Annotated in this window: 20 protein-coding genes; 18 read left to right on the top strand and 2 right to left on the bottom strand. The window is 63.2% G+C overall.

The features are described 5' to 3' along the window. A partial coding sequence (locus tag A2J01_RS24770; protein ID WP_442971579.1) for an LGFP repeat-containing protein occupies positions 1-544 on the top strand: 544 nt, incomplete at its 5' end. A gap of 102 nt (positions 545-646) precedes the next feature. Here A2J01_RS24770 and A2J01_RS24765 read toward each other — a convergent pair. Beyond that, complete coding sequence (locus tag A2J01_RS24765) at positions 647-2,140, bottom strand: PucR family transcriptional regulator (protein ID WP_003943944.1); 1,494 nt, start codon at positions 2,138-2,140, stop codon at positions 647-649. A 171-nt stretch (positions 2,141-2,311) separates the two neighbouring features. On the opposite strand from A2J01_RS24765, the gene A2J01_RS24760 reads away from it, so the two are divergent. The 5 genes from A2J01_RS24760 to A2J01_RS24740 all read left to right on the top strand — a co-directional run bounded on the left by A2J01_RS24760 (position 2,312) and on the right by A2J01_RS24740 (position 7,661). Then, positions 2,312-3,721 (top strand): amino acid permease, encoded by a 1,410-nt coding sequence (locus A2J01_RS24760; RefSeq protein WP_003943879.1) that lies wholly within the window; start codon positions 2,312-2,314, stop codon positions 3,719-3,721. A 90-nt stretch (positions 3,722-3,811) separates the two neighbouring features. Continuing rightward, on the top strand, positions 3,812-4,993 hold the full coding sequence (locus A2J01_RS24755) for a thiolase family protein (protein ID WP_007731825.1): 1,182 nt from the start codon (positions 3,812-3,814) through the stop codon (positions 4,991-4,993). Positions 4,994-4,995: 2 nt separating this feature from the next. Next, the gene (locus A2J01_RS24750; protein ID WP_007731824.1) at positions 4,996-6,147 is read left to right on the top strand and encodes an acyl-CoA dehydrogenase family protein; all 1,152 of its coding nucleotides are present in this window, start codon (positions 4,996-4,998) and stop codon (positions 6,145-6,147) included. A 110-nt stretch (positions 6,148-6,257) separates the two neighbouring features. Then, entirely contained in the window at positions 6,258-7,181 is a 924-nt protein-coding gene (locus A2J01_RS24745) for an MBL fold metallo-hydrolase (protein ID WP_064113802.1), read from the top strand. A gap of 9 nt (positions 7,182-7,190) precedes the next feature. After that, the gene (locus tag A2J01_RS24740) at positions 7,191-7,661 is read left to right on the top strand and encodes a MarR family winged helix-turn-helix transcriptional regulator (protein WP_064113800.1); all 471 of its coding nucleotides are present in this window, start codon (positions 7,191-7,193) and stop codon (positions 7,659-7,661) included. On the opposite strand, the gene A2J01_RS24735 is transcribed toward A2J01_RS24740, so the two are convergent. Beyond that, on the bottom strand, positions 7,627-8,547 hold the full coding sequence (locus A2J01_RS24735) for a VOC family protein (protein ID WP_082900955.1): 921 nt from the start codon (positions 8,545-8,547) through the stop codon (positions 7,627-7,629). The genes A2J01_RS24740 and A2J01_RS24735 overlap by 35 nt on opposite strands. 205 nt (positions 8,548-8,752) lie before the next feature. Between A2J01_RS24735 and glf the strand changes: the two genes are divergently transcribed. The 12 genes from glf to A2J01_RS24675 form a co-directional block, all read left to right on the top strand. Continuing rightward, positions 8,753-9,967 (top strand): UDP-galactopyranose mutase, encoded by a 1,215-nt coding sequence (gene glf / locus A2J01_RS24730; protein WP_064113799.1) that lies wholly within the window; start codon positions 8,753-8,755, stop codon positions 9,965-9,967. Further along, the gene (locus A2J01_RS24725) at positions 9,964-11,877 is read left to right on the top strand and encodes a glycosyltransferase (protein ID WP_064113798.1); all 1,914 of its coding nucleotides are present in this window, start codon (positions 9,964-9,966) and stop codon (positions 11,875-11,877) included. The genes glf and A2J01_RS24725 overlap by 4 nt, the downstream gene beginning before the upstream one ends. Then, entirely contained in the window at positions 11,858-12,391 is a 534-nt protein-coding gene (locus A2J01_RS24720; RefSeq protein WP_003943893.1) for a phosphatase PAP2 family protein, read from the top strand. The genes A2J01_RS24725 and A2J01_RS24720 overlap by 20 nt, the downstream gene beginning before the upstream one ends. Next, entirely contained in the window at positions 12,388-13,293 is a 906-nt protein-coding gene (locus tag A2J01_RS24715) for a decaprenyl-phosphate phosphoribosyltransferase (protein WP_003943808.1), read from the top strand. The genes A2J01_RS24720 and A2J01_RS24715 overlap by 4 nt, the downstream gene beginning before the upstream one ends. Beyond that, positions 13,271-15,190, top strand: coding sequence for a flagellar motor control protein ZomB (gene zomB / locus A2J01_RS24710; RefSeq protein ID WP_030535822.1), 1,920 nt, complete (start codon positions 13,271-13,273; stop codon positions 15,188-15,190). The genes A2J01_RS24715 and zomB overlap by 23 nt, the downstream gene beginning before the upstream one ends. Positions 15,191-15,521: 331 nt before the next feature. After that, a complete protein-coding gene (locus A2J01_RS24705) occupies positions 15,522-16,532 on the top strand; it encodes an alpha/beta hydrolase (RefSeq protein WP_007731818.1) in 1,011 nt (336 codons plus the stop codon). A 252-nt stretch (positions 16,533-16,784) separates the two neighbouring features. Further along, positions 16,785-18,668: an alpha/beta hydrolase-fold protein gene (locus tag A2J01_RS24700; RefSeq protein ID WP_064113797.1), complete on the top strand. Its 1,884-nt coding sequence runs from the start codon at positions 16,785-16,787 to the stop codon at positions 18,666-18,668. Between the two features lie 106 nt (positions 18,669-18,774). Continuing rightward, positions 18,775-19,326: a DUF732 domain-containing protein gene (locus tag A2J01_RS24695; RefSeq protein WP_003943980.1), complete on the top strand. Its 552-nt coding sequence runs from the start codon at positions 18,775-18,777 to the stop codon at positions 19,324-19,326. Positions 19,327-19,335: 9 nt separating this feature from the next. Continuing rightward, positions 19,336-20,289, top strand: a complete 954-nt coding sequence (locus A2J01_RS24690) for a cutinase family protein (RefSeq protein ID WP_064113796.1) — start codon at positions 19,336-19,338, stop codon at positions 20,287-20,289. A gap of 205 nt (positions 20,290-20,494) precedes the next feature. Beyond that, the gene (locus A2J01_RS24685) at positions 20,495-21,490 is read left to right on the top strand and encodes an LLM class F420-dependent oxidoreductase (RefSeq protein ID WP_007731815.1); all 996 of its coding nucleotides are present in this window, start codon (positions 20,495-20,497) and stop codon (positions 21,488-21,490) included. Positions 21,491-21,672: 182 nt separating this feature from the next. Continuing rightward, positions 21,673-23,562 (top strand): long-chain-fatty-acid--AMP ligase FadD32, encoded by a 1,890-nt coding sequence (gene fadD32 / locus A2J01_RS24680; protein WP_003943899.1) that lies wholly within the window; start codon positions 21,673-21,675, stop codon positions 23,560-23,562. 37 nt (positions 23,563-23,599) lie between these two features. Continuing rightward, a partial coding sequence (locus tag A2J01_RS24675; protein WP_231915901.1) for a type I polyketide synthase occupies positions 23,600-24,781 on the top strand: 1,182 nt, incomplete at its 3' end.

Genomic DNA, 24,781 nt, shown 5'->3' with positions numbered 1-24,781 from the left:
CGAGGCTCTCGGTGATGCCCTTTCTCCGAATCATGACTGGACAGTGAATCTGACCGCAGGGCAGATTGCGGACGCCTTCGATGTGGGTGAGCTGCAATCGCTCAAGATTCTCTCGCGCAACGGATTCGGTACCGACGGCGGGCGAGTGACGGCAGTCGAGGTAGTCGGAACAGATGCAACTGTTGGCGCCACCGGAATTCAGTTCCGCCAGAAACTCGGCCTGAAATCCGACTGGTTCACCATCGGTGACGGTGCGGGTGTGGTAGTGGCACCGGATTCGGAATCGACAGTGCCGGAATCCAATTCGCCATCCGGCGATCCATCGGGTACGGTTACGGAGACGCAGATCGAGAAGAAGTATCGGGAGCTCGGCGGTGAAAGCGGCTCTCTCGGTGCTCCTGCCGGCCCGGAGATGCAGTTGCCCTCCGAAGCAGGCACTTTCCGTGTCTACGAAAACGGAACCATCATCTGGACAAAGGTTTTGGGCGCGCAGGTAGTTGATGCCAACGTGCTCCGCGAGTGGATACCGACGGGCGGAAGCTAGGGGAAGGTCGGTCGGTAGCGACTCGCACGTATCGACTCTGAAGGGTCTCTGCCGTAACCCGGCGGAGGCCCTTCAGGTCGTTCAGGGTTCGTTGGTTGTCGGTCAGATGGTCGGGGCGTCGCCGAGCAGGCGGTACTCGAGCCACAACTCCGCACGTTCCGTGGGGGAGCCGAGGTCGAGCTGGAGAAGGCTCTCGATCCGAGCGAGTCTGCTGCGCAACGTATGCCGATGAATATTCAGCGCTGTGGCTGCGGCGTCGCCCACCCCGTTGTGTGCCAACCACATGGCCAAGGTCCGGTAGAGATCGCTACCGCCCTTCGCTTCCAGAAGCGGGCGCAAGTGTGCCGCCGCGAATGCCGTCGAGCGATCCTGGTCGAGAAATGCGGACAATCCGCTCTCCGAGAGTTCGGCGAACCGCATCGAAGGCAGGTTGCGGGCACCGGCCTCGGCTGCTGCTTGCGCGGCTTGGCGTCTGGCGCGCGAGAGATCGTCCCACCACAGCATGTCCGACACGCCGACGGTGACGTCGATTTCGTTGACACGGGCGAGGATTCGCCCGCTGTCGGTAGCCGAGACGACGGCAATCAGTGCACCGTCGGTGATGCCGAACGCCAGATCACGGCTGAGACCGTCGAGCAGTGAGACGGACACGCTCTCGAGCAGGCCACTCGGGCCCGCTACGTGGAAGACCTGGAAAGGCTCGACCGGAAATCCTCCCCACAGTTCCCCGGAGATGTTGCGGGCGAGCGCATTCTGTCCCTCGAACAGCTGATGCATCGCAACGGTACGAAGGTGGTTCATCGTCAGCTGTGCGTCTCGGGTTCGAGCCGTCATCAACGTGAGCAGAGACGCGGCTGCGATGACGATGCCCTGATTCAGTGAACCGACGGCGCCGGGGCAGCCGGCGACGAGGTACCCCATCAGCTTTCCCCTCGACGTCAGCAGCGGATGGGAGATGACGTCCTCGTTCTCACTCGTGAGGAAACTGACTTCCATCGGGCGGGCGTCGCGCTCGGGGGCAGTTCGCTCGATTCCGGCGGCCGCGGCGGTGTGTGAGATCTCGACGGTATGTCCGGCCGAGTCCAGCAGAGCCGCCCATCCGCCGATCAATTCCGCCACCCGTCGTACGACTGCCCGGGTGCCGTTGACCGTCACCGCAGCTTGAAGCAGTCGCCGCAGGCTCTGGTAATTGCTGCGCAGCGCTTTCATGTCGTCGTCGGATTGCGCCTTCGACACCGCTTTGGTCAGGGCGATGAAAGGTGTTCGCAATGGGACGTCGAGAAGGGGCACACTGAAACGGGTGGCCGCATCCACCAGAGTCTGTGGCGCCTGCTCGTATCCGAGGCCGGTTCCGAAACCGATTCCGGCAATTCCGGCCGCCACCAGGGTCCGTACGAATCGGGTCGTTTCCGCGGCCGTCGTCGGTAGTGACACCCCGGTGATGAGTAGTAGTTCACCGCCGTCGAGGAAGGGCGTCGGGTCGGGAAGTTCGGAGACATGTGCCCAGGTCAGGGTGCGATCGAGCTGGTCGTGCCCAGCCAGGACGCGAAGGCCGAACTGTTCGGTCGCACAAAGCTGGCGGAGCGTGATGGGCATGAGTCCAGTCTGACACCTCGAACTCGCCACTTTGTAGTGCCTGCGGTCACGTTTGTACAAAGTGGAGCCTGACGCGAGCTTGCCGAAGGTCCGACACTGGCGCTATCGAAAATGCGCTCCGGATAGAGCGCCGCCGAGATCCACGTTCCGAACAGCCCACAAGGAGTACTGATGTCCAGTACAGACCAGCCGGCACTTCAGCACACGCTGAAGAAGCGGCATCTGTCGATGATTGCGATCGCAGGCGTCATCGGCGCCGGACTGTTCGTCGGCTCCGGTGTGGCGATCCAGGAGACGGGACCCGGTGTCCTGATTTCCTACGCGCTTGCCGGCGTCGTCGTCATCCTCGTGATGCGCATGCTCGGTGAGATGTCGGCAGCGTCGCCGGAAACCGGCTCGTTCTCCTCGTACGCCGACAAGGCCATCGGCCGCTGGGCGGGCTTCTCGATCGGCTGGCTGTACGCCTGGTTCTGGATCATCGTGCTCGGCATCGAGGCCACCGCCGGTGCCCTCATCATGAATCGCTGGGTTCCGGGGGTTCCCCAGTGGACCTGGGCATTGATTCTGATGATCGTGCTGACGCTGACCAACATCATCTCGGTCAAGTCGTTCGGCGAGTTCGAGTTCTGGTTCGCCTCCATCAAGGTCGTCGCCATCATCGCGTTCCTCGGCATGGGCATCGTGGCGATCTGCGGATGGATGCCCGGCGTCGAAGCACCCGGAATGACAAACCTGACCGGTCACGGCGGCTTCCTGCCGAACGGAACAGGAGCGATGCTCGCCGCAGTCCTTGTGGTCGTGTTCTCGTTCTTCGGGGCCGAAATCGCCACGATCGCCGCCGGTGAATCGGCCAACCCGCTCGAAGCTGTTCGCGCAGCCGTCAAATCCGTCGTCTGGCGAATTCTCATCTTCTACATCGGCTCGATCGCGGTGGTCGTCACCCTGCTTCCCTGGGACAGCGCGTCGGTTGCACTCAGCCCGTACGTCGCCGTCATGGACTCCTACGGCATTCCGGCCGCGGGCAACATCATGGACGTCGTCGTCCTCACGTCGGTTCTGTCCTGCCTCAACTCGGGTCTCTACACCGCGAGCCGCATGATCTTCTCCCTCGCCGGCCGCGGCGACGCCCCCAAGTCGCTCTCACGTATCGAGAAGACCGGCGTCCCGATGCGCGCTGTCCTGGTCTCGACGATCGTCGGCTTCCTCACCGTCGGCATGAACTACCTCTCCCCGGACAAGGTCTTCCTGTTCCTGGTCAACTCCTCCGGTGCGATCGCGCTGTTCGTCTGGCTGGTCATCTCGGTGTCCCAGCTGCGCACCCGCCGCAAGCTCGAAGCTTCGGGCCAGGAGCTGGAACTCAAGATGTGGTTCTTCCCGTACCTGACCTACGCCACGATCGCCGCCATCATCGCGCTCTGCATCGGAATGCTCACCCTGGACTCGACGCGCAGCCAGATGATCGTGTCCCTGGGACTTGCAGCGATCCTCGTGGGTATCGGGCTCTACCGCTACCGGAACCACAAAGACACCGACACCGACGCCGAGGTCGTGCCCGTCGCCGAGAGCGCTCCCACACCCTGACACCAACGTCCCCATCTGCGAGATACTTCGATGTCCTAGTATCGGCCACGGACAGAGAAATCGACGTGAGCACAGCAGATGGGGACAATCATGACCACACCCGAACCGATCGTCATCGTCGACGGGGCCAGGACCCCCGTCGGTAGCTTCGGCGGCGTCTTCAAGGACGTACCCGCACACGAGCTGGGCGCCGCAGCAGCCAAGGCCGCGCTGAGCCGCGCCGGCGTTGCGCCAGAAGACATCGACGAGGTCGTCATGGGCTGCATCGGCCAGGTCGGCCCGGACGCCTACAACGCACGCCGCGTCGGCATCGCCGCCGGACTGCCCGAGAACGTCCCCGCCTACACCGTCAACCGCCTCTGTGGCAGCGGTCTGCAGGCTGTGTGGTCTGCGGCGATGCAGATGCGATGGGGCGCAGCTGCCATCACGCTCGCCGGCGGTGACGAGAGCATGTCTCGCATGCCCTTCTACGACTTCGCCGCCCGCTCGGGCTACAAGCTCGGCGATCGCAGCCTCGTCGACGGCACCGTCGCGATGCTCACCGACCCGTTCAGCAAGGCTCACATGGGCCGCACTGCCGAAGCCGTCGCCCGTAAGTACGGCGTCAGTCGCGAGCAGCAGGACGAGTTCGCCGTCGAATCTCAGCGCCGTGCCGCTACCGACGCAGCGAAGGCGGCATTCGCCGAGGAAATCACTCCCGTCGAGACCGGTGGTCGGCGCTCCGTCACCGTCACCGAGGACGAGCATCCCAAGCCCGGAACCACCGTCGAAACCCTCGCCAAGCTGCGCCCCGCATTCGAAGAGGGCGGATCCGTCACCGCCGGTAACGCGTCGGGCATCAACGACGGCGCCGGCGCACTCGTCCTCGCGACGGGCACCGAGGCAGCCAAGCGCGGTCTCACCGGACTGGTCACGCTCGAAACCGTCACGACGGCAGCCATGGAGCCCGGCCTGATGGGCTACGCTCCCGTGCTCGCTCTCGAAAAGCTCTTTGCACAAACAGGATTGAAGCCTTCCGACATCGGCACCGCCGAGGTCAACGAGGCGTTCGCTTCGCAGGCCATCGCCGTCATCCGTGACAGTGGCCTGGATCCGGAGAAGACCAACCCGTACGGCGGAGCGATCGCCCTCGGACACCCGGTCGGCGCCACCGGAGCCATCCTGACCCTGCGTGCCGCACGCGACATGGTCCGCCGCGACCTCGAATTCGGCATCGTCACCATGTGCATCGGCGGCGGTCAGGCACTCGCTGCCCTGCTGAAGCGGGTCTGATCATGGCGACCAAGCGCAAGCCGTCGTGGCACGACGACGAGATCACCGCAGTAGCCGAACTGGCCCGTGGTTTCTTCGATCGTGAACTGATCGCCAAGCGTGAGCAGTGGGACGCTCAGCATCGCGTCGACCGGTCCGTGTGGCTCGAAGCCGGCAAGCTCGGCCTGCTGTGCTGCTCGATTCCCGAGGAATACGGCGGGGGCGGTGGAACTTTCGCGCACGATCTCGCTGTCTTCGAGGCGCAGGGCTACTGCGGTGACTATGCGCTCGGTAACTCCGTGCACAGTGGCATCGTCGCCCACTACGTGCTCGAGTACGGAAGCGAAGAGCAGAAGAAGGCCTGGCTGCCAGGTATGGCGACGGGCGAAATCCTCGGCGCCATCGGAATGACCGAGCCCGGAACAGGTTCCGACCTCAAGGCAATCACCACGTCCGCGATCCGTGACGGTGACCACTACGTCGTGAACGGGTCGAAGACCTTCATCACCAATGGTGGCAGCGCAGACATGATCGTGCTTGCCGTCAAGACCGACCCCAAGGCGGGCGCCAAGGGTGTCTCGCTCCTGATTGTGGATCTTCGTGACTGCGAAGGCTTTGCGGTCGGCCGCGTGCTCGACAAGGTCGGTCAGCACGGCGCCGATACGTCGGAGCTGTCCTTCACCGACGTTCGCGTTCCCGTCTCGAACCTCCTCGGTGAGTCCGAGGGGCTCGGCTTCGGTCAGTTGATGGCGCAGCTGGTGCAGGAACGCCTCATCATCGGCGCGCAGGCCATCGGCACCATCGAGCGTGCAGTCGAGGAGACCGTCGCATACACCAAGGCGCGTCAAGCGTTCGGGCACAGCCTCTTCGAGTTCCAGAACACCGCCTTCGAGCTGGCCGAGTGCCAGACGATCGCACGCACCTGCCGTGTCTTCCTCGACAACTGCATCGAGGATCACCTCAACGGCGAGCTGGACGGCGCAGACGCCGCGATGGTCAAGTACTGGCTCACCGAGCAGCAATGCGCCGTCGTCGACCGGTGCGTGCAGCTCTACGGCGGATACGGCTACATGCGTGAGTACCCGATCGCGCGCATGTACGAGGACTCCCGCGTCCAGAAGATCTACGCCGGCGCCAACGAAGTGATGAAGGGCATCATCGCGAAGAGTCTTTAATCACCGGCGTCGAAAACCATTGACACCGACCAGGCACCCACCGAGCATTTCGGTGGGTGCCTTTGTGTGTGCCCACAAGCGGTATCGAGCTGTTCGGAAGGCAAACACTGATGAGCTTCACCATCGAAGTCGGGTCGGCACGCGTCACCCAACTGACAGAGCTGGCGCACTGGCCGTTTCCGCCGCGAGAGCTCTTTCCCCAGGCGAGTGAGGCCGAGATCAGTGAAGCGTCGGCGCGGCTGGCACCGGAGTTCTTCGACGAGGGTAGTGGTGACCTCGTGCTTGCCATCCACACCTACCTGGTGGAGATCGGCGGCAAGGCCGTCGTCGTCGACACCGGCAACGGCAACAGCAAGCACCGGCCGAACCTCTTGCCGCATCACATGTTCGGTACCGACTACCTCGCACGCTTCGCAGCCACCGGTGTGTCCGTCGACGACGTCGATCTGGTGGTCAGCACACATCTGCACCCTGACCACTGTGGCTGGAACACCGCCCTCGACGCCGAAACCTGGCGGCCTACCTTCCCCCGCGCGACCTACATTTTCGATCGCACCGAACTGGCCGCGCTCCAACAACTCGCCGCCGACGGTCCACACGAAGGAGTGGTCTCGGATCTGGCGCAGACCTTCGAGGACAGCGTCCGTCCCGTTCTGGACGGGGCGAAGTGGGAGGCGGTCGACGACGGCCACGTCCTGGCCGAGTCCGAAGGCACACGCGTCGTCGTGCGCAGCGCGCCCGGCCACACGCCGGGTCACATCGTGATCGAGATCCGCACTGCCGACGGCGGCGCCGTCATCTCCGGCGATGTGATCCACCATCCGATCCAGTTTCTGTACCCGGACCTCAGTCAGGGCGGCGACGCGGATCCGGAGATCGCGAGGGTCACCCGCCGCGAACTTCTCGAACGCTGCGCGTCGAAGGGACTGCTTCTACTTCCCGCACACTTTCCGGTCGACGAACCGATCACGGTTCGGTTGAACGAGGACGATCGCCCGATGGCACCTTCGATATATGTTGCGAGGCCTGCATAGAATGGGCCAATGCCTGCGACCGAATCGACGCCATCGCTCTCCGGCAGGCCGCTTTCGAGTCGGATCGGATACGGCTTGGTCAAAGCCGCACTCCGCGTGAGGCAGTCGTACGCGGAGGCTTTGTCTCGCGTCGGACTGCTGCCCAATCATCACGCCATTCTCAGCACACTCGATGAACTCGGCCCATGCCATCAAAAGGAGCTTGCTTCCCGAGTGGTGGTCGACCCCGGTGACATCGTTGCCTATCTCGACAGTCTGCAGGAGTCGGGATACGTTGTGCGCGAACGTGATCAATCTGATCGGCGTAGGCAGGTCGTTTCGATCACGGACTCCGGAGTAGCGAAGTTGATCGAGGGTGATGCGGCCCTCGACGGCGTCGAGCAAGAGGTCTTCGAGTCGTTGACCGATCGGGAACGTGAGACATTGACGGTCGTATCCGCCAAGCTCACGGGGCAGACGGCGCGGCCGTCAGAGGCCTGATGATTCCGGGTACTCTTTTGCTCGTCTCGGCTGGACGCTTGTGGCCCCAGTAACTCGGTTGGTTGTAAGTTCTTGCCACCCAACTCAGATCGTCAACGGTGAGTCCACCGAACCCGTACTCGATCTGCAGACCGGACGGGCTGCCGATGTAGATCGACGTCATCAGGTCATTGGTGTGGCGCCCCAGCGTTTGCATGACCTCGGTGTCGTGGCTGTCGAGAAGATCGATCAGGCGTCCGAGATCGTCCATGCATTCGACTTCGAGCATGAGGTGGTTGAATCCGACGTGGCCGGGATATTCGGCCAGTGCAAGTGAATGATGACGTCCGTTGACGTGATAGAAGCGCACGGTGAATTGGTCGTTGGTGATCCGGTCCGATAGTCGGAAACCCAGCACATCCACGTAAAACTTGTTGGTTTCCTCGATATTCGGTACCTGTAAAACGATGTGGCCCAGGCCTTGATCTCCGGTCACGAATCCGCCGCGCATGACACGACCCGGTGTGAACGACAGTGGCGTCGATGCCTTTCCCCACGAAATCTCGTGTCGAGTTCCCCATGGGTCGGTGAACCACACGAGTTCGGCGACTTGCCGCTCGGCGAGCAGGTCGGGATTGCCGTCGTGCAGCGTGATGCCGCTCCGGTCGAGGTGCGCGGCGAACGAGTGAAGATCGGATTCATTGGCCATTGCCCAACCGGCGTACAGGAATTCGTCTACCTTGCCGGGGTGGACGGCAATTCGATAGTTGACGTCGTCTACTGCGAGCCGGATTGCGCCATCCGGCCCGTCTGGTGACAGTTTCGCGCCCAGAAGTCCGGTTCCGTACTTTCTCCAGTCCTGAGCCCTGGGTGACGCGACTCTGATATACGACAGTTCCTGGATCACGATGATCTCCCTCGAATGCACTTGATGGTTGCTGTTCCCAAAATATAAGCAGTGTGACCAATGATTGGCAAGACAATCGTTGGTTTTGCCAAGCAATTTGGGAGTGGCAGCCGCCAGTGATGCTGAAATCAGGAAACGGGGGCCATAGTCCCTGGTGACGCATCCAACCCTCGGCTTCCGAACAGGTCCGATACCCTGGTTCATCGTGACCGCTGCAAATTCAGAGACCGCCCGTGCCCAGTACGACCTGATCGTCGTCGGTTCGGGATTCTTCGGGCTGACCATCGCCGAGCGTGCCGCTACCCAGCTGGGTAAGCGCGTGCTGGTGTTGGATCGCCGTCACCACCTGGGGGGGAACGCATACTCGGAGGCAGAGCCGGAGACCGGCATCGAGGTCCACAAGTACGGTGCCCACCTGTTCCACACCTCCAACAAGAAGGTCTGGGACTACGTCACCCAGTTCACTGAGTTCACGAACTACCAGCACCGCGTCTTCGCGCTGCACAAGGGGCAGGCGTACCAGTTCCCGCTGGGACTCGGTCTCGTGTCGCAGTTCTTCGGTCGGTACTTCACTCCCGAAGAAGCACGCGCCCTCATCGCCGAGCAGTCCAGCGAGATCGATTCGAAGGACGCCTCCAATCTCGAAGAGAAGGCGATCTCCCTGATCGGGCGCCCGCTCTACGAAGCGTTCGTGCGTGACTACACGGCTAAGCAGTGGCAGACCGACCCCACCGAGCTGCCCGCGGCGAATATCGCCCGCCTGCCGGTCCGCTACAACTTCGACAATCGCTACTTCAACGACACGTACGAGGGCCTGCCCGTCGACGGATATACGGCGTGGCTCGAGAACATGGCGAAGGATCCGAAGATCGAGGTCCGCCTCGACACCGATTACTTCGACGTCCGCGACGAACTGCGCACCGCCAGCCCCGACGCCCCTGTCATCTACACGGGCCCGCTCGACCGCTACTTCGACTACTCCGAAGGTGCACTGGGATGGCGCACCCTCGATTTCGAGACCGAGGTTCTGCCCACCGGAGACTTCCAGGGCACCCCGGTCATGAACTACAACGACGCCGACGTGCCGTTCACCCGTATCCACGAGTTCCGTCACTTCCATCCGGAGCGCGAGTACCCGACCGACAAGACCGTCATCATGCGTGAGTTCTCACGTGCCGCGGAGGCGAAGGACGAGCCGTACTACCCGATCAACACTCCAGAGGATCGCGAGAAGCTCTCCGCGTACCGCTCACGCGCCAAGAAGGAGACCGCGGAGAACAAGGTCCTCTTCGGTGGGCGTCTCGGCACCTACCAGTACCTGGACATGCACATGGCGATCGCCAGCGCGCTGACGATGTTCGAGAACACCCTGCGCCCGCATCTCGAAACGGGTGCGGAATTGGCAGGGGAGAGCGAATGAACGCACGTCATCTACTCGAAGGCGAAGATGCCGTCAGCGGCGACGAGGTGACCTACCTCGGCAAGTCCCTGCTTCAGCGGATCATCCTGCCCCGCGCCGGTGAGCCGCTCGACGTCCGCACGTTGTACTTGGAAGAGTCCTGGTCCAACAGTCGGCGGGCGCACTCGACCTCGCGCACGTCGGTAGCGCTCGGCGCCGAGACCGAGGTCTCGTTCGCCACGTACTTCAACGCGTTCCCTGCCAGCTACTGGCGTCGATGGTCCATCCTGAAATCGGTGGTCCTTCGTCTCGAGCTGTCCGGCCACGGCCGCGTCGACATCTACCGTTCCAAGGCGGATTCCTCGCGAATTCACGTGGAAGGCAAGGAATTTGCCGACGGCGATGCCGCGGTCGAGTTCGAGGTGGAACTGGCGCCGTTCGAGGACGGTGGCTGGATCTGGTTCGACATCACCACCGATACGGCAGTGGTCGTCGAGAGCGGCGGCTGGTACGCGCCCGTCGAGGCTCCCGGCGAAGCGACTGTCGCCGTTGGTATTCCGACGTTCAACCGTCCGACCGACGCGGTCAAGGCGCTTGCTGCACTGGCTTCGGATCCGCTGGTGTCGGACGTGATCAAGGCCGTCATCATGCCGGATCAGGGCACCCGCAAGGTGCGTGACGAACCCGGATTCGCCGAAGCTGCTGCAGCGCTCGGTGATCGGCTCGCCATTCACGATCAGGGCAACCTCGGCGGCTCGGGCGGATACAGCCGAATCATGTACGAGGCACTCAAGACGACGCAGTGCCAGCACATCCTGTTCATGGACGACGACATCGAGATCGAACCGGACTCGATTCTGCGTGCGCTTTCGTTCTCGCGTTTCGCGAAGTCGCCGATGCTGGTGGGTGGGCAGATGCTCAACCTGCAGGAACGAAGCCACCTCCACGTGATGGGTGAAGTGGTCAACCGCGGCACCTTCATGTGGTCCGCGGCGCCGAACGTCGAATACGACCACGATTTCTCGAAGAAACCGCTGCGCGAGTCGAAGCTCCTGCACCGCCGCATCGACGTCGACTTCAACGGCTGGTGGATGTGCATGATCCCGCGCCAGGTCGCCGAAGAACTCAAGCAGCCGCTGCCGCTCTTCATCAAGTGGGACGATGTCGAATACGGTTTGCGCGCAAAGGAAGCCGGATACCCGACCGTCACTCTGCCCGGTGCCGCGATCTGGCACATGGCGTGGAGCGACAAGGACGACGCCATCGACTGGCAGGCGTACTTCCACCTCCGTAACCGTCTGGTGGTGGCCGCGCTCCACATGCCGGGCAACGGCCGTGGCCTCGTGGTCAACACGGTGAAGGCAACGCTCAAGCACCTGCTGTGCCTCGAGTACTCCACCGTCGCGATCCAGAACAAGGCCATCGCGGACTTCCTCGCCGGACCCGAGCACGTCGCGAACATGCTGCCGACGGCACTCGGTGAGGTCCACGCCCAGCGCAAGGAATTCTCCGACGCCGTCGTACTGCCGTCGTCGACTGCGTTGCCGCTGCCCTCCGGTGCGGATGTCGGAGACGTGAGCCTGCCGCTGTCGACCGTCGCGAAGATCACCCGGGTCCTCAGGGCCGGAGTGCACAACGTGAAGCCGGCCAAGCCGGAACACCTCGAGCGCCCTCAGCTCAATGTTCCGACCATCGACGCCCGTTGGTTCCTGCTCTCGCAGGTCGACGGCGTCACCGTCACCACGGCCGACGGTCGCGGCGTCGTCTACCGCAAGCGAAACCCGAAACTCGCGCTCGAACTGCTCAAGGAAGCAACACGGTTGCGCCGCGAACTCGCCGCCCGTTTCCCCGAGCTCAAGAAGCAGTACCAGGACGCCGTTCCTTCACTGACCAGCACGGAAAGGTGGGAACGTGTCTTCGGCATCTCCTGAAGTACAGATTCTGGCCGGGATTCAGTCGACCGTCGGGCAGCTGCCGGGAGCCGTCAAGGTCGCCCGCGGTATGTCTCACTTCGGTGAGCACTCCCTCGGGTGGATCGCGATCGCTGCCGTCGGTGCTGCTGTGGACAAGCCGCGTCGACGTGAATGGGCCGGAGCAGCCGTCGGAGCATTCGGTGCACACGCCGCCTCCGTGGTGATCAAACGAGTGGTCAGGCGCAAGCGACCTTCCGATCCTTCGGTGCAGGTCAACGTCTCGACACCGAGCAAGCTCAGCTTCCCGTCATCACACGCGACGTCGACGACGGCGGCGGCTGTGCTGATCGGTCGGCTCACCGGGCTACCCTTACCGGCGTTGCTGGTGCCCCCGATGATGCTCTCGCGTCTGGTCCTGGGAGTTCACTACCCGACCGACGTACTCGCCGGAGCGGCACTGGGAGCCGCATCCGCGGCGGTAGTTCGCCGGGTCGAAGAAGCCAGAGCCGAACAGAAATGTGGAGATAAATGAGCGAGGAACCGGCTACGGTCAGCGGACCCCCGAAGTCCCTGCCCGCCGGCATCGTCAAGGCACTTCGCCCACGTCAGTGGGTCAAGAACGTCCTTGTGCTGGCAGCGCCCATCGCGGCCGGAACCGCCACCGAAGCCGACGTGCTGTTGCCCGTCGCGCTGGCGTTCGTCGTGTTCTGTATGGCGGCATCAGGCATCTATCTCGTCAACGACGCGATGGATGTCGAAGCCGACCGTGCTCACCCCACGAAGCGATTCCGTCCCATCGCGGCCGGCGTTCTACCCGTCAACATCGCCTACGGCATGGCAGTCGTGCTGCTTGCCGGTGCGATCGGGCTGTCCTTCCTGGCCAACTGGCAACTCGCCGTGGTCATGGGCGTGTACATCGTCATCCAGCTCGCCTACTGCTTCGGTCTCAAGCATCAGGCCGTCATCGACATCTGCATCGTCTCGTCCGGCTTCCTGCTTCGAGCGATCGCCGGTGGCGTTGCCGCCGAGATCGATCTCTCGCAGTGGTTCCTGCTGATGATGGCGTTCGGCTCACTCTTCATGGCGGCAGGCAAGCGCTACGCCGAACTGCAGTTGGCCGAGAAGACCGGCGCCAAGATCCGTAAGTCCCTCGAGAGCTACACGATGACGTACCTGCGTTTCGTGTGGACGATGGCAGCGACGACGCTGGTCCTCTGCTACGGACTGTGGGCGTTCCAACAGGACGCCATCAAGGGCACCAACTGGTACGCCATCTCGATGGTGCCGTTCACCATCGCGGTGCTGCGATACGCGGTGGACGTCGACGGCGGCGAAGCCGGAGAGCCTGAGGAGATCGCGCTCGGTGACCGGGTGCTGCAACTCCTCGCGATTGCGTGGATCGGAGTAGTGGGTGTCGCTGTCTACCTCGTCTGAGCCACGCACCGAGGCCGACCCGCACGTCGACACTGCGGCGAATCGCACCACCCTCAGTCGAGGAGTTTTTCTCGGCGGGGTGGTGCTTGCTGCTGCCCTCATGTTCTGGGGTGCGTGGGAGCGTCGCTGGATCGCCGACGACGGACTCATCGTCTTGCGAACCGTCCGCAACCTGCTCGCGGGGAACGGCCCGGTCTTCAACGCGGGTGAGCGTGTCGAGGCGAACACGAGTACCGCGTGGACGTACATCGTCTACGCGTTCAGTTGGCTCACGCAGATCCGTCTCGAATACGTTGTTCTGACGATCGCGCTAGTACTCTCGACTGCTGCCGTCGTGTTGGCGATGCTCGGCACCGGTCGTCTGTACCGCGGCGTTCGGCCGTCGGCGGGCGGAACGATCCTGCTGGTACCGGCGGGTGTTCTCGTCTACATCGCGGTTCCGCCTGCGCGAGATTTCGCCACTTCCGGGCTCGAGACTTGCTTGGTGATCTTCTGGATCGCGCTCCTGTGGCTACTGCTCGTTCGGTGGGCGCAGGCGTCGACGCCGTCCACGGCGTCGATCCTGACTCTCTCGTTCGTGGCCGGACTCGGACCACTGGTTCGACCCGAGATGGCGATTCCCGGTGCTGCCGCGTTGATGATGATCGTTCTCTCCGCAGGCCTGACCTGGAAGATTCGCACACTGATCGTCGTCGTCGCCGGACTTGTCCCGGTGGCCTATCAGATCTGGCGAATGGGCTACTACGCCTTGCCGTACCCGAACACCGCGGTGTCGAAGGACGCCGGTGGCGCGAAGTGGGCGCAGGGTTTTGCTTACCTGTGGAACCTGGTCGGGCCGTACCTGCTCTGGTTGCCGTTGCTGTTCCTGCTCATCGGTGCGCTGCTGCTCGTGTGGCGAAGCCGAGCGGACACACCTACCGCCACCGCAGATCAACCCGCACGCCCGCTGTGGCAGCGCTTTCAGCAGTTTCTGCGCACGCCGCGGGCGATTGTCACCTTCATTCTCGGCAGTGGGCTGATCCTCGGGATCTACTCTCTGCGCGTCGGCGGCGACTTCATGCACGGCCGCGTCCTGTTGCCGGTGCTGTTCTGCCTGCTCATCCCGGTGGCGGTCATTCCGTTGCGGGTGCCGGCGCGGGCAGCGTTCGGAAGTAATCGCGACACCGCGATCTTCGGAGTCTCGGCGGTGCTGTGGATCGGCACGATCATCTGGGCCTTCTTCGCCGCGAACACGACGGGTATGCCCGAAGGATCCGTGGTGGGTCGCTCGGGAATCGTCGACGAGCGAGCGTTCTACGCACTCAACACCGGTCACAAGCATCCGATCCTGGCCGAGGACTACCTCGACTATCCGCGAATGCGTGCCATGGTCGAGACCATCGCGCGGACTCCGGAGGGTGGGCTGCTGCTGCCCTCCGCGAGCTACGACTCCTGGTTCGTCGTCCCACCACCCGGACCGATCGAAGAGCCGGCCGAGCACGTCGTCTTCTTCCTCAACCTCGGAATGACGAGCATGAACGTCGGCCTCGACGTTCGGGTGCTCGATCAGATGGGGCTGGCGTACCCCCTGGCAGCTCACACCGAGCGACTCGAGGACGGCCGGATCGGGCACGACAAGAATCTCTATCCGGACTGGGTGGTCGCGGACACGGGAATGATCGACGTTCGACCGTGGCTGCCGTTCTTCCTCGACGAAGACTGGGTTGCGGACGCAAAGCTGGCCATCACCTGCCCGGAAACTCAGGAGCTACTCACGTCGTACCGCTCCGAGCTGACCTGGGCCAGATTCAAACAGAACTTCCAGCAGGCATTCGACTTCGCGAAGTACCGATTCGACCGGGTTCCGGCCTACGAATTGGAACGCTGCGGTCTCGTTCCACCGGAGTCACCCAGGTGATGTGATCAGCATCACCGACTGTTGAGGGTTTGAATATTTCGATTCAGTAACACCGAATTGATTGGCCACGATGTACTCGAAGACGATTCACCTAACCTGAATCACCCCCGAGGGGTGATGACGGTGTTGCTCGCGGATTGGGACGTAACGGTCCACCTATTTGTCACAGCTGAACCTGTGACATAAAGTCCAGCGAGCGCAGTGTGACTTGGAAGAGGTCCGCTGCCGACCCGAACTCGTTCGGGCTGGCAGAAAAGCCTGTTCCCCGACGGAATCCGCCGGAACCACTCCACCGAGTGGGTTCCGCAGACGAAGAGAGAGAGCAGTATCCATGCGTTTTGCCAGAAAGAGGCTGACCCAGCGCCTCAAGCACCGAGCGTTGGCCATCGGTGCCGCAGCACTTGTGCTCCCCCTTGCTGCAGGAGTTGCCGGTAGTGCTGTCGCCTCTGCTGCGCCTGCGCACACTGCTCCCAGCCACACCGCCCCCTCCGGCGGATACGACGAGCTGTGGGTGCCCTCCTCGATGGGCAACATCAAGGTCCAGGTCCAGTGGGCCGCTCGCGGCGGAAACGCTGCCCTTTACCTCCTCGACGGCCTGCGTGCGCGTAACGACGCCAACGCGTGGAGCTTCGAGACCAATGCGATGGACCAGTACCGCAACGACAACATCACCCTCGTGATGCCCGTCGGCGGCGAGTCCAGCTTCTACAGCGACTGGTATGCACCGTCGAACTTCAACGGCCAGCAGATCACGTACAAGTGGGAAACCTTCCTCACCGAAGAACTCCCCAACTTCCTCGCGAACTACGGCGTCTCGCCCACCAACAACGCGGTCCTCGGCCTCTCGATGGGTGGCAGCGCTGCTCTGACGCTGGCTGCTTACCACCGTGACCAGTTCAAGTTCGCCGGCTCGCTGTCGGGCTACCTGAACATCTCGGCTCCGGGCATGCGCGAGGCAATCCGCGTCGCAATGCTCGATGCCGGTCGCTTCAACGTCGACTCCATGTGGGGACCGCCGTGGAGCCCGTCCTGGCTGCGCAACGACCCGTTCGTCTTCGCACCGCGTCTGCAGGGCCTGTCGATGTACATCTCGTCGGCAAGCGGCCTGCCCGGTGAATACGACCACCCGCGCGCACCGATCGACTACTACAACACGGCTAACGGCATGGGCCTCGAGGCTCTCGCCCTGGTCAACACTCGTGCATTCCAGATCCGCATGAACTCGCTGGGTATCCCGGCCACCTACAGCTTCCCGTCCAACGGCACGCACTCGTGGCCGTACTGGTCGGCAGAGCTGTGGAAGGCTCGCGGCCAGATCCTCGACACCATGAACGCTTGGTGATCGTGCGCGATCCCGTGACCTAGTCACTTCACCAGTGCCGTTCCGGACTCCTCGAAGGAGAACCGGGACGGCACTTGTGTATTCAGGTGCTGCACAAGCGCCCGATGTCAGTAACAATTGCACCACCAGTAACAGCGCGGCTACCCCAAGCGGGGATCGTTTGCGTGTAGAAATAGTTTCAACGGGGGTCTGGCTGCTCAGGCGGCCACACGATCGACGCGCGGACCGAACGTAAGGAAAGAGAGTGAGCTCATGCGAGTAGGCCTTGCCACGGAGGACCGTCGCCGGTCCCGGGCAACCTTCCGGACAAAGGTCGTCGGCGCACTGGCAGCGATGCTGGTTCTGCCGATCGCCGCGGGCTTGACGACGGCCGGAACCGCGGCAGCCGCGCCGGCACCTGCTCAGGCCGCACCGGCCGCCACCCAGAACCCCACCGGAGCAGCGGTCACGAAGGTCGACTGGCTCAGCGAGCGTCGCGTCGCGCTGTGGGTGAACTCTCCCGCGATGGGCACCCCGATTCAGGTGCAGATCCTCTTGGCCCGCGATTGGAACGTCAATCCGTCGGCCAGCTTCCCCTCGGTCTGGATGCTCGACGGTCTTCGCGCGACCGACAACGAGAACGCCTGGACCTACGAGACCGACGCCGAGTCCTTCTACGCGGACAAGAACGTCAACGTCATCCTCCCGGTCGGCGGTCAGTCCAGCTTCTACTCCGACTGGCTCCAGCCCGACAACGGCAAGAACTACCAGTGGGAGACGTTCCTGACCAAGGAACTGCCCCCCATCCTCGAAAAGGACTGGCGGACCACGCAGACACGCGGTGTCGTCGGTCTGTCGATGGGCGGCACGTCCGCCATGTTCCTCACGGCGCGCAACCCCGGCTTCTTCAAGTTCGCCGCTTCGCTCTCCGGCATCCTCACCACCACCTCGCTCGGCATGCCTCAGGCAATCCAGTTCGCGATGACCGACGCCGGTGGATACAACTCCGCCGCGATGTGGGGACCGCCGTCCAACCCGCAGTGGGCTGCACACGATCCGTACGCGCTCGCCGAGAAGCTCAAGGGCGTCAGCCTGTACGTCTCGAGTGGTAGCGGTACGACCGGCCCGTACGACCAGCCGTCGGGAATTCCCGGCGTGAGCACCAACTACGCAGGCATGGGCCTCGAGATCCTCGCTCGCCTGACCTCGCAGACCTTCGCGACCAAGCTCAACCAGCTCGGAATCCCCGCGCAGGTCAACTACCGCCCGTCCGGAACCCACTCGTGGCCGTACTGGCAGTTCGAGCTTCATCAGCTGTGGCCGCAGTTGGCCAACGCCATCGGCGTCGAGGTCGAGAAGCCGGCTTGCGGCACTTCGGGTGAGATCGGTGCGACGGCCGCAGCCAACGGCTGGATCGGTGACTGCATCACCCCCGAGTACAGCGTCGCGGGTGGCCTGGCACAGGACTTCCGCAACGGTCGCATCTACTTCACCAGTGGAACGGGCGCCCAGCCCGTCGCCGGTCGTATCGCCGGCGCGTACATGAACACCGGAGCAGCGGCCGGCCCGCTCGGCTTCCCGCGTACCCCCGAACTCGGTACCCCCGACGGACGCGGACGCTTCAACCACTTCCAGAACGGCTCCATCTACTGGACCCCGCAGACCGGCGCTCACCCCGTCAGCGGCGACATCCTCGCCGAGTGGTCCGCACAGGGTTGGGAAGGTGGCCCGCTCGGCTACCCGACTGCCGACGAGATCGCGACCCCCGGCAAGCCGGGCAAGGTCCAGGGATTCGAGATCGGCGCAATGTACAGCAGCGCCAACGGAACTCACGCGGTTCTCGGAATGATCATGGGCAAGTACGGCGAACTCGGCTGGGAAAACGGCTGGCTCGGATTCCCGAAGTCGAACGAGGTTCCGATCAAGGACAACGGACGCTTCACCGAGTTCGAGGGCGGCAACATCTACTGGAGCCCCGGCACCGGTGCATGGTCCGTCGAGAACGGTCCGCTGTTCGACGGTTGGAAGAGAGTCGGATACGAAGGTGGACGACTCGGATTCCCGATCAGTGACAAGTTCGACATTCCCGGTGGTGTCCAGCAGAACTTCCAGTTCGGCTACATCACGGTGATCGGTGACAAGACAGAAGTTCACTAACTCACAGTGGTGCACGACGGGCGGGCCCGATCACGGATCGGTGCCCGCCCGCGTGCGTTGCGTAACCTGTTGATGGACTTTCGACTGAAGGCAAGGACGGACATTGATGTCGCTTTTCTCGGGTAACCGAAACACTTGTGCACGCGCGATCGCGGTCGGCGCCCTGGCGCTCGCCACCGGTGGCGCGCTTGTCGCGTGCGGTAGTGACGACTCCACTGCAACCTCCAATCCGGTCACCACGACGTCCGCGGCGGCTTCGTCCTCGAGCGGTTCGGCATCTGCGTCCGCCTCTGCGACCACGACGGCGTCGGCTGCGCCCACCAGTCCGGGAGCCGCGGCCACCGCGCCGCCGGAGCAGCCGCAGAGCATCGAGGGCTTCCCGGGTCCCACAGTCGTCGAGGTCAGTCCCGAGGCACAGAAGTTCCTCGACGGACTGAAGGCGAAGGGCATCACCCCAGCCGGTGACGGAAGCATCGCCGTCAACACGGCCAATTACATCTGCGCTGCCGGTCCTCAGACCGACGACGAGGTCCTGACCTTCGTGACCGCCTTCGTCGGCCAGGAAGCGTCGGCGGAAGGCAAGCAGATCACTCCCGAGCAGGCAGGTGCGAACGCTCAGATCTACATCGACGTCGCCAACGCCACCTACTGCAAGTAGGCGCGGGTCATGGCGAGGTCTGGAAAGCGTCGTGGGTGCCTGATCCCGCTGCTGATCATTCTTGTGGTCGCAGCGGTCGTGATCGGCGGTTGGTACATCCTGGCCGGGCGGGTGCCTTCGCCGACTCCGATCCCGCCGAGCCCGGAGCCTCCGGTGTCTCAGCCGGCCAGTTGCCCCGATGTCCAGGTAGTAGCCATACCGGGTACGTGGGAGTCGAGCGCTACCGACGACCCGTACAACCCGACGGCCAATCCGGCGTCCTTGATGCTGAACGTGACCCGTCCTCTGCAGGAGAAGTTCGATACTTCACGGGCCGACGTCTACACCGTTCCGTATGTCGCACAGTTTTCGAATCCGGTGGCGATCCCGCCGGACGGACAGCAGTCCTACAACAACAGTCGGGCCGCGGGAACTGCTGCCACTAACGACTTTCTGATGAATCGGCACGCCGAGTGCCCGCTCACGAGTTACGTCCTGACCGGATTTTCCCAGGGCGCGGTGATTGCGGGTGACGTCGCCGCGAGTATCGGCGACGGTACCGGCGCGGTGCCTGCCGATCTGGTTCTGGGCGTCGGCTTGATCGCCGACGGTCGGCGCGATCCGGCGTTCGGGAACACCGTTGGCCCGAGCGTTGCCGGTGTCGGCGCCGAGCTGTCGCTGAACGGGCTGAAGCTGCCCGGTCTCACGATGACCGGCCCGAGGCCCGGCGGGTTCGGTGACCTCAACGATCGGACCTATCAGATCTGCGCGCCGAGCGACGGTATCTGCGACGCGCCGGCAGCCGCTCTCAACCCGACCAACTGGCTGAGTTCGGCGCCGCGACTGCTCGAGTACTACAACAACCCTGTGCACGCGATGTACAACTCCTTCCAAGTCGATCCGAACGGCACGACGGCCACCCAATGGATGGCACAGTGGGCTGCGGAGAAGATCGACGCTGCACCGACGCCGCCCCACAGTTGAGTCACCGCCGCACTGTTGATTCGTCACAATCGGGCGTCTCGGGAGTTCGCTCGCGGGTAATCTGCTCGTTTGGTCCCGGTAGAGTGCTGCACGGTCCGGGGGCTTCCTCTACAGTGCTGTCACGTAAGTGACTGGCGAGTAGGTTCGATTTGTCCGAGTTTGTAGTTCGAGTACGACGTACGTGTCCATCACAGGAGATCGATATATGAGTTCCACCCACGGCAGCGATGCCCTACGCAAATTTCGGTTTGCGGCCGGTGGCGAGGGCAACGCCGAAGAGGGTGGTGCGCGACGCTTCGTCAAGCTCGCGCAGAAGGCCGAGGAACTCGGCTACGACTCGTTCATGATTCCGGATCACCTGGGTAATCAGGTCGGCCCGATCGCCGCTCTCGGAGCGCTCGCGGTGGCCACCGACAAGATTCGTCTCGGCACCGCCGTGTTGGCCAACGGCTTCCGTCATCCTGCTGTGCTCGCGAAGGACGCGGCGACAATCGACGTGCTGTCCGGTGGTCGACTCGAACTCGGTATCGGTGCGGGCTGGATGAAGGAAGAGTTCGACAAGGGCGGCATCGCCTACGAAAGTCCGGGCGTTCGCATCGAGAAGCTCGAGGAGTCTCTGCAGATTCTCGACGTTCTGCTGCGCGGGCAGGAATGCACTTTCGAAGGCAAGCACTATCAGGTGCGCGGCCTCAAGGGCAGCCCGCGACCGCGGCAGGGCCCGCGGCCACCGATCATCGTGGGCGGCGGAGGCCCGAAGATGCTTGCTCTCGCGGCGAAGTACGCGGACATCATCTCGGTCGCCACACCGACCAACCGTGACGGGCGGCTTCTGCTCTCCGGAATCACGATGGAAAAGACCATCGAACGTGTCGAGCGGATCCGCGAAGCTGCCGGCGAGCGTTTCGATGAGATCGAACTCAACTGGACCATCACCATGATCATGATCACCGACGATCGAGAGCAGGCTGCCGAAATGGCAATCGCCGCTCTGGACCAAGGTTTTCCGCCGAACATCGAAGTGGATCGTAAGCTGAGCGTGGAGGAGCTGTTGAACTCTCCATACCTGGCTGTGGGCACTTTCGAGGAAATCGCAGACCAGATTCGACTGGTCCGCGAGAAGACGTCGATGTCGTACGTCGGGGTCTTCCCGACGCAGATGGAAGCGTTCGCCCCGATCATCCCGTTACTGGCGGGCGAGTAGGCCGGAGAATACGGACGATGCGAATCTGTAACATATCGATGGTTTGGGATCGATGAAGTGATTCAGGTGAGTTGCGCACAAAGTGCGATTCGATTGATCGAAGATGGACCCGAGAGAGCGAAGGAAGTCTGGGGCGCAGGCATGAAAGACAGTGCTTGTGTGATCGCTTCGGAGGAGATGGAATGAACGCGCTGTTCGATGGCTTTCTCGACGAGAAGGGCCAGATCCGCCTGCAACCAGGCTTCACGCTGGTCGACTACGTCGAGCAACACTCGCGTGTCAACGCGGACGAGCTCGCGTATCGGTACATCGACTACTCACGCGAGCGTGACGGTGAAGCCCTGGAGCTGACCTGGGAGCAGTTCGGTGTGCGTCTGCGCGCTGTTGCAGCCCGTCTGCAGCAGGTCACCAAGCGTGGCGACCGCGTCGCGATTCTTGCTCCGCAGGGACTCGACTACGTCATTTCGTTCTTCGCGGCCATTCAGGCCGGTTCCATCGCGGTGCCGCTCTTCGATCCGGACGAGCCCGGTCACACCGACCGTCTTCACGCTGTTCTCGGTGACTGCAAGCCGACTGCGATTCTGACTGCCGCATCGTCGGCGGCCGGTGTTCGCCAGTTGTTCCGCTCGCTTCCCGCTGCCGAGCGTCCGCGCATCATCGCCGTCGACGCGATTCCCGATACCGTCGGTGAAACGTGGGTTCGTCCCGACATCGAACTCGACGACATCGCGTACCTGCAGTACACCTCGGGTTCGACCCGAGTTCCCGCCGGCGTGGAGATCACCCATCGTGCTGTCGGAACGAACGCGCTCCAGATGGTCGACTCCATCGAACTCAACGAGGACTCACGCGGTGTCACGTGGCTGCCGCTGTTCCACGACATGGGCCTGCTGACGGTCATCCTGCCTGCTCTGGGCGGCAAGTACATCACCATCATGAGCCCGCGCGCTTTCGTGCAGCGGCCGTACCGGTGGATCAAGGAACTTGCTGCGGTTTCCGACGGCGCCGGCACCTTTGCTGCCGCTCCCAACTTCGCTTTCGAGCACGCTGCCGCGCGTGGCCTGCCGAAGGACGGCGAGACCCTGGACCTGAGCAACGTCATCGGTCTGATCAACGGCAGTGAGCCGGTCACGACGTCGTCGATGCGCAAGTTCAACGACGCTTTTGCTCAGTACGGTCTGCCCAAGACTGCGATCAAGCCGTCGTACGGCATGGCTGAGGCGACGCTGTTCGTCTCCTCGACCAAGCATTCCGACGAGGCCAAGGTCATCTACGTCGACCGCACGGAACTCAACAAGGGACGCATGGTCATCGTCGACCAGTACTCCGAGAACGCAATCGCGCAGGTCTCCTGTGGGTACGTCTCGCGCAGTCAGTGGGCGGCGATCGTCGATCCCGAGACGCTGACCGAGGTCCCCGACAATCACGTCGGCGAGATCTGGTTGCACGGCGAGAACATCGGTATCGGCTACTGGGGTCGCCCCGACGAGACGGCGGAGACCTTCCACAACAAGCTGGACAATCGGTTGAGCGAAGACAGCCACACCGAGGGCACGCCGGCGGATGCCAACTGGATGCGTACCGGCGACTTCGGCGTCTACGTCGACGGCGAGCTGTACATCACCGGGCGCGTCAAGGACCTCGTGATCGTCGACGGTCGCAATCATTACCCGCAGGACCTCGAGGCTTCGGCTCAGGAAGCCAGCCCGGCTCTGCGCCCCGGCTTCATCGCTGCGTTTGCCGTACCGGCCAACCAGCTGCCGTCCGTCGTGTTCTCCAACACGCACTCGGGTCTGAAGTTCGACGACGACGATTCCTCGGAGCAGTTGGTCATCGTGGCCGAGCGTGCTCCCGGCGCAGGCAAGGCCGATCCGCAGCCGATCGCGGACACCGTGCGTGCGGCGATTTCTTCCCGTCACGGTGTTACGGCCCGAGACATCCTGCTCGTCCCCGCGGGTTCGATTCCGCGTACGTCCAGCGGCAAGATCGCTCGCCGCGCGTGTAAGGCGAGCTATATCGAGGGAACGTTGCGAGGCGGCTATCAGCAGACCGCATTCCCCGATAGCGTTTGAGGAGCAGTCCCTTCATGATCGGTGGCTTGGTGAGTTGATGGTTGAACAAGATGGTGCGCAGAGCAAAGACGTTGTGAGCGAGATGAGTGTCGCGCAGCTGCGTGAGTGGCTTCGCAATTGGATCGCCAACGCGACCGGTCAGCCGGCGGGTTCGATCACGGACGATCGCCCGATGGAAGAGTTCGGGCTCGCCTCGCGGGACGCAGTCGCTCTGAGCGGAGACATCGAGGATCTGCTCGGCGTCACGCTGACCGCCACGGTTGCCTATCAACACCCCACCATCGCTTCGCTGGCTACTCGGATCATCGAAGGTGAGCCCGAGGCGCCGCAGGAGACCGTCGACGCCTCGTACTACGTCTCAGGCGGCACGACGGACGCTCACGACATCGCCATCGTCGGACTGTCCACACGATTCCCCGGTGCCGGGCACACGCCTTCGGACATGTGGGAAATGCTGGCGGACGGACGCGACGGCATCAGCGACCTCCCCGAGGACCGCTGGGCCGAGTTCATGTCGGATCCCGCCATCAAGGCCGCGGTCGAGAACGCGAACACCAAGGGCGGGTACCTCGACGACGTCAAGGGCTTCGACGCCGAGTTCTTCGCGATGTCTCCGCTCGAGGTCGTCAACGTCGATCCGCAGCAGCGCCTCGCACTCGAACTCGCGTGGGAAGCACTCGAGCACGCTCGCATTCCGGCCAGTGGGCTCAAGGGCAAGCAGGTCGGTGTTTTCATCGGCAGTTCCGCCAACGACTACCAGTTGCTCGCGGTCAGTGATCCGACGACGGCGCATCCGTACGCGTTGACCGGAACGTCGACGGCGATCGTCGCGAACCGGGTCTCGTACTTCTTCGACTTCCGTGGACCGTCCATCGCTCTGGACACCGCGTGTTCGTCTTCGCTGGTTGCCGTTCACGAGGCTGTGCGTTCGCTGCGCAGCGGTGACTCCAACATCGCGCTGGCCGGTGGCGTCAACATGCTGCTGGCCCCTCCCGGAACCCTCGGTTTCGATCAGACCGGGATGCTCGCTCCCGACGGAAAACTGCGTGCCTTCTCCGCTCAGGCTCAGGGCATCGTTCGCAGTGAGGGCGGCGGACTCGTCGTGCTCAAGCGTCTCGAAGACGCCGAGCGTGACGGAGATTCCATCCTCGCGGTGATCGCCGGATCCGCGGTCAACCAGGACGGCCGTTCCAACGGTCTGCTCGCACCCAATCCCGAT

This window comes from Rhodococcus sp. EPR-134 (assembly GCF_001647205.1).
GTDB lineage: Bacteria > Actinomycetota > Actinomycetes > Mycobacteriales > Mycobacteriaceae > Rhodococcus_F > Rhodococcus_F qingshengii.
Note: the sequence above shows the minus strand (reverse complement) of the source record. Positions and strands in the feature narration are given on the sequence as shown.

What these genes read in the sequence shown, in the direction of transcription:
- A2J01_RS24715 (WP_003943808.1), top strand. Translation starts at nt 12,388, where the DNA reads ATGAGCGAGGAACCGGCTACGGTCAGCGGACCCCCGAAGTCCCTGCCC.
- A2J01_RS24755 (WP_007731825.1), top strand. Translation starts at nt 3,812, where the DNA reads ATGACCACACCCGAACCGATCGTCATCGTCGACGGGGCCAGGACCCCC.
- A2J01_RS24725 (WP_064113798.1), top strand. Translation starts at nt 9,964, where the DNA reads ATGAACGCACGTCATCTACTCGAAGGCGAAGATGCCGTCAGCGGCGAC.
- A2J01_RS24740 (WP_064113800.1), top strand. Translation starts at nt 7,191, where the DNA reads ATGCCTGCGACCGAATCGACGCCATCGCTCTCCGGCAGGCCGCTTTCG.
- A2J01_RS24750 (WP_007731824.1), top strand. Translation starts at nt 4,996, where the DNA reads ATGGCGACCAAGCGCAAGCCGTCGTGGCACGACGACGAGATCACCGCA.
- A2J01_RS24700 (WP_064113797.1), top strand. Translation starts at nt 16,785, where the DNA reads ATGCGAGTAGGCCTTGCCACGGAGGACCGTCGCCGGTCCCGGGCAACC.
- A2J01_RS24760 (WP_003943879.1), top strand. Translation starts at nt 2,312, where the DNA reads ATGTCCAGTACAGACCAGCCGGCACTTCAGCACACGCTGAAGAAGCGG.
- A2J01_RS24685 (WP_007731815.1), top strand. Translation starts at nt 20,495, where the DNA reads ATGAGTTCCACCCACGGCAGCGATGCCCTACGCAAATTTCGGTTTGCG.
- A2J01_RS24745 (WP_064113802.1), top strand. Translation starts at nt 6,258, where the DNA reads ATGAGCTTCACCATCGAAGTCGGGTCGGCACGCGTCACCCAACTGACA.
- A2J01_RS24690 (WP_064113796.1), top strand. Translation starts at nt 19,336, where the DNA reads ATGGCGAGGTCTGGAAAGCGTCGTGGGTGCCTGATCCCGCTGCTGATC.
- A2J01_RS24705 (WP_007731818.1), top strand. Translation starts at nt 15,522, where the DNA reads ATGCGTTTTGCCAGAAAGAGGCTGACCCAGCGCCTCAAGCACCGAGCG.
- A2J01_RS24765 (WP_003943944.1), bottom strand. Translation starts at nt 2,140, where the DNA reads ATGCCCATCACGCTCCGCCAGCTTTGTGCGACCGAACAGTTCGGCCTT.
- A2J01_RS24695 (WP_003943980.1), top strand. Translation starts at nt 18,775, where the DNA reads ATGTCGCTTTTCTCGGGTAACCGAAACACTTGTGCACGCGCGATCGCG.
- fadD32 (WP_003943899.1), top strand. Translation starts at nt 21,673, where the DNA reads ATGAACGCGCTGTTCGATGGCTTTCTCGACGAGAAGGGCCAGATCCGC.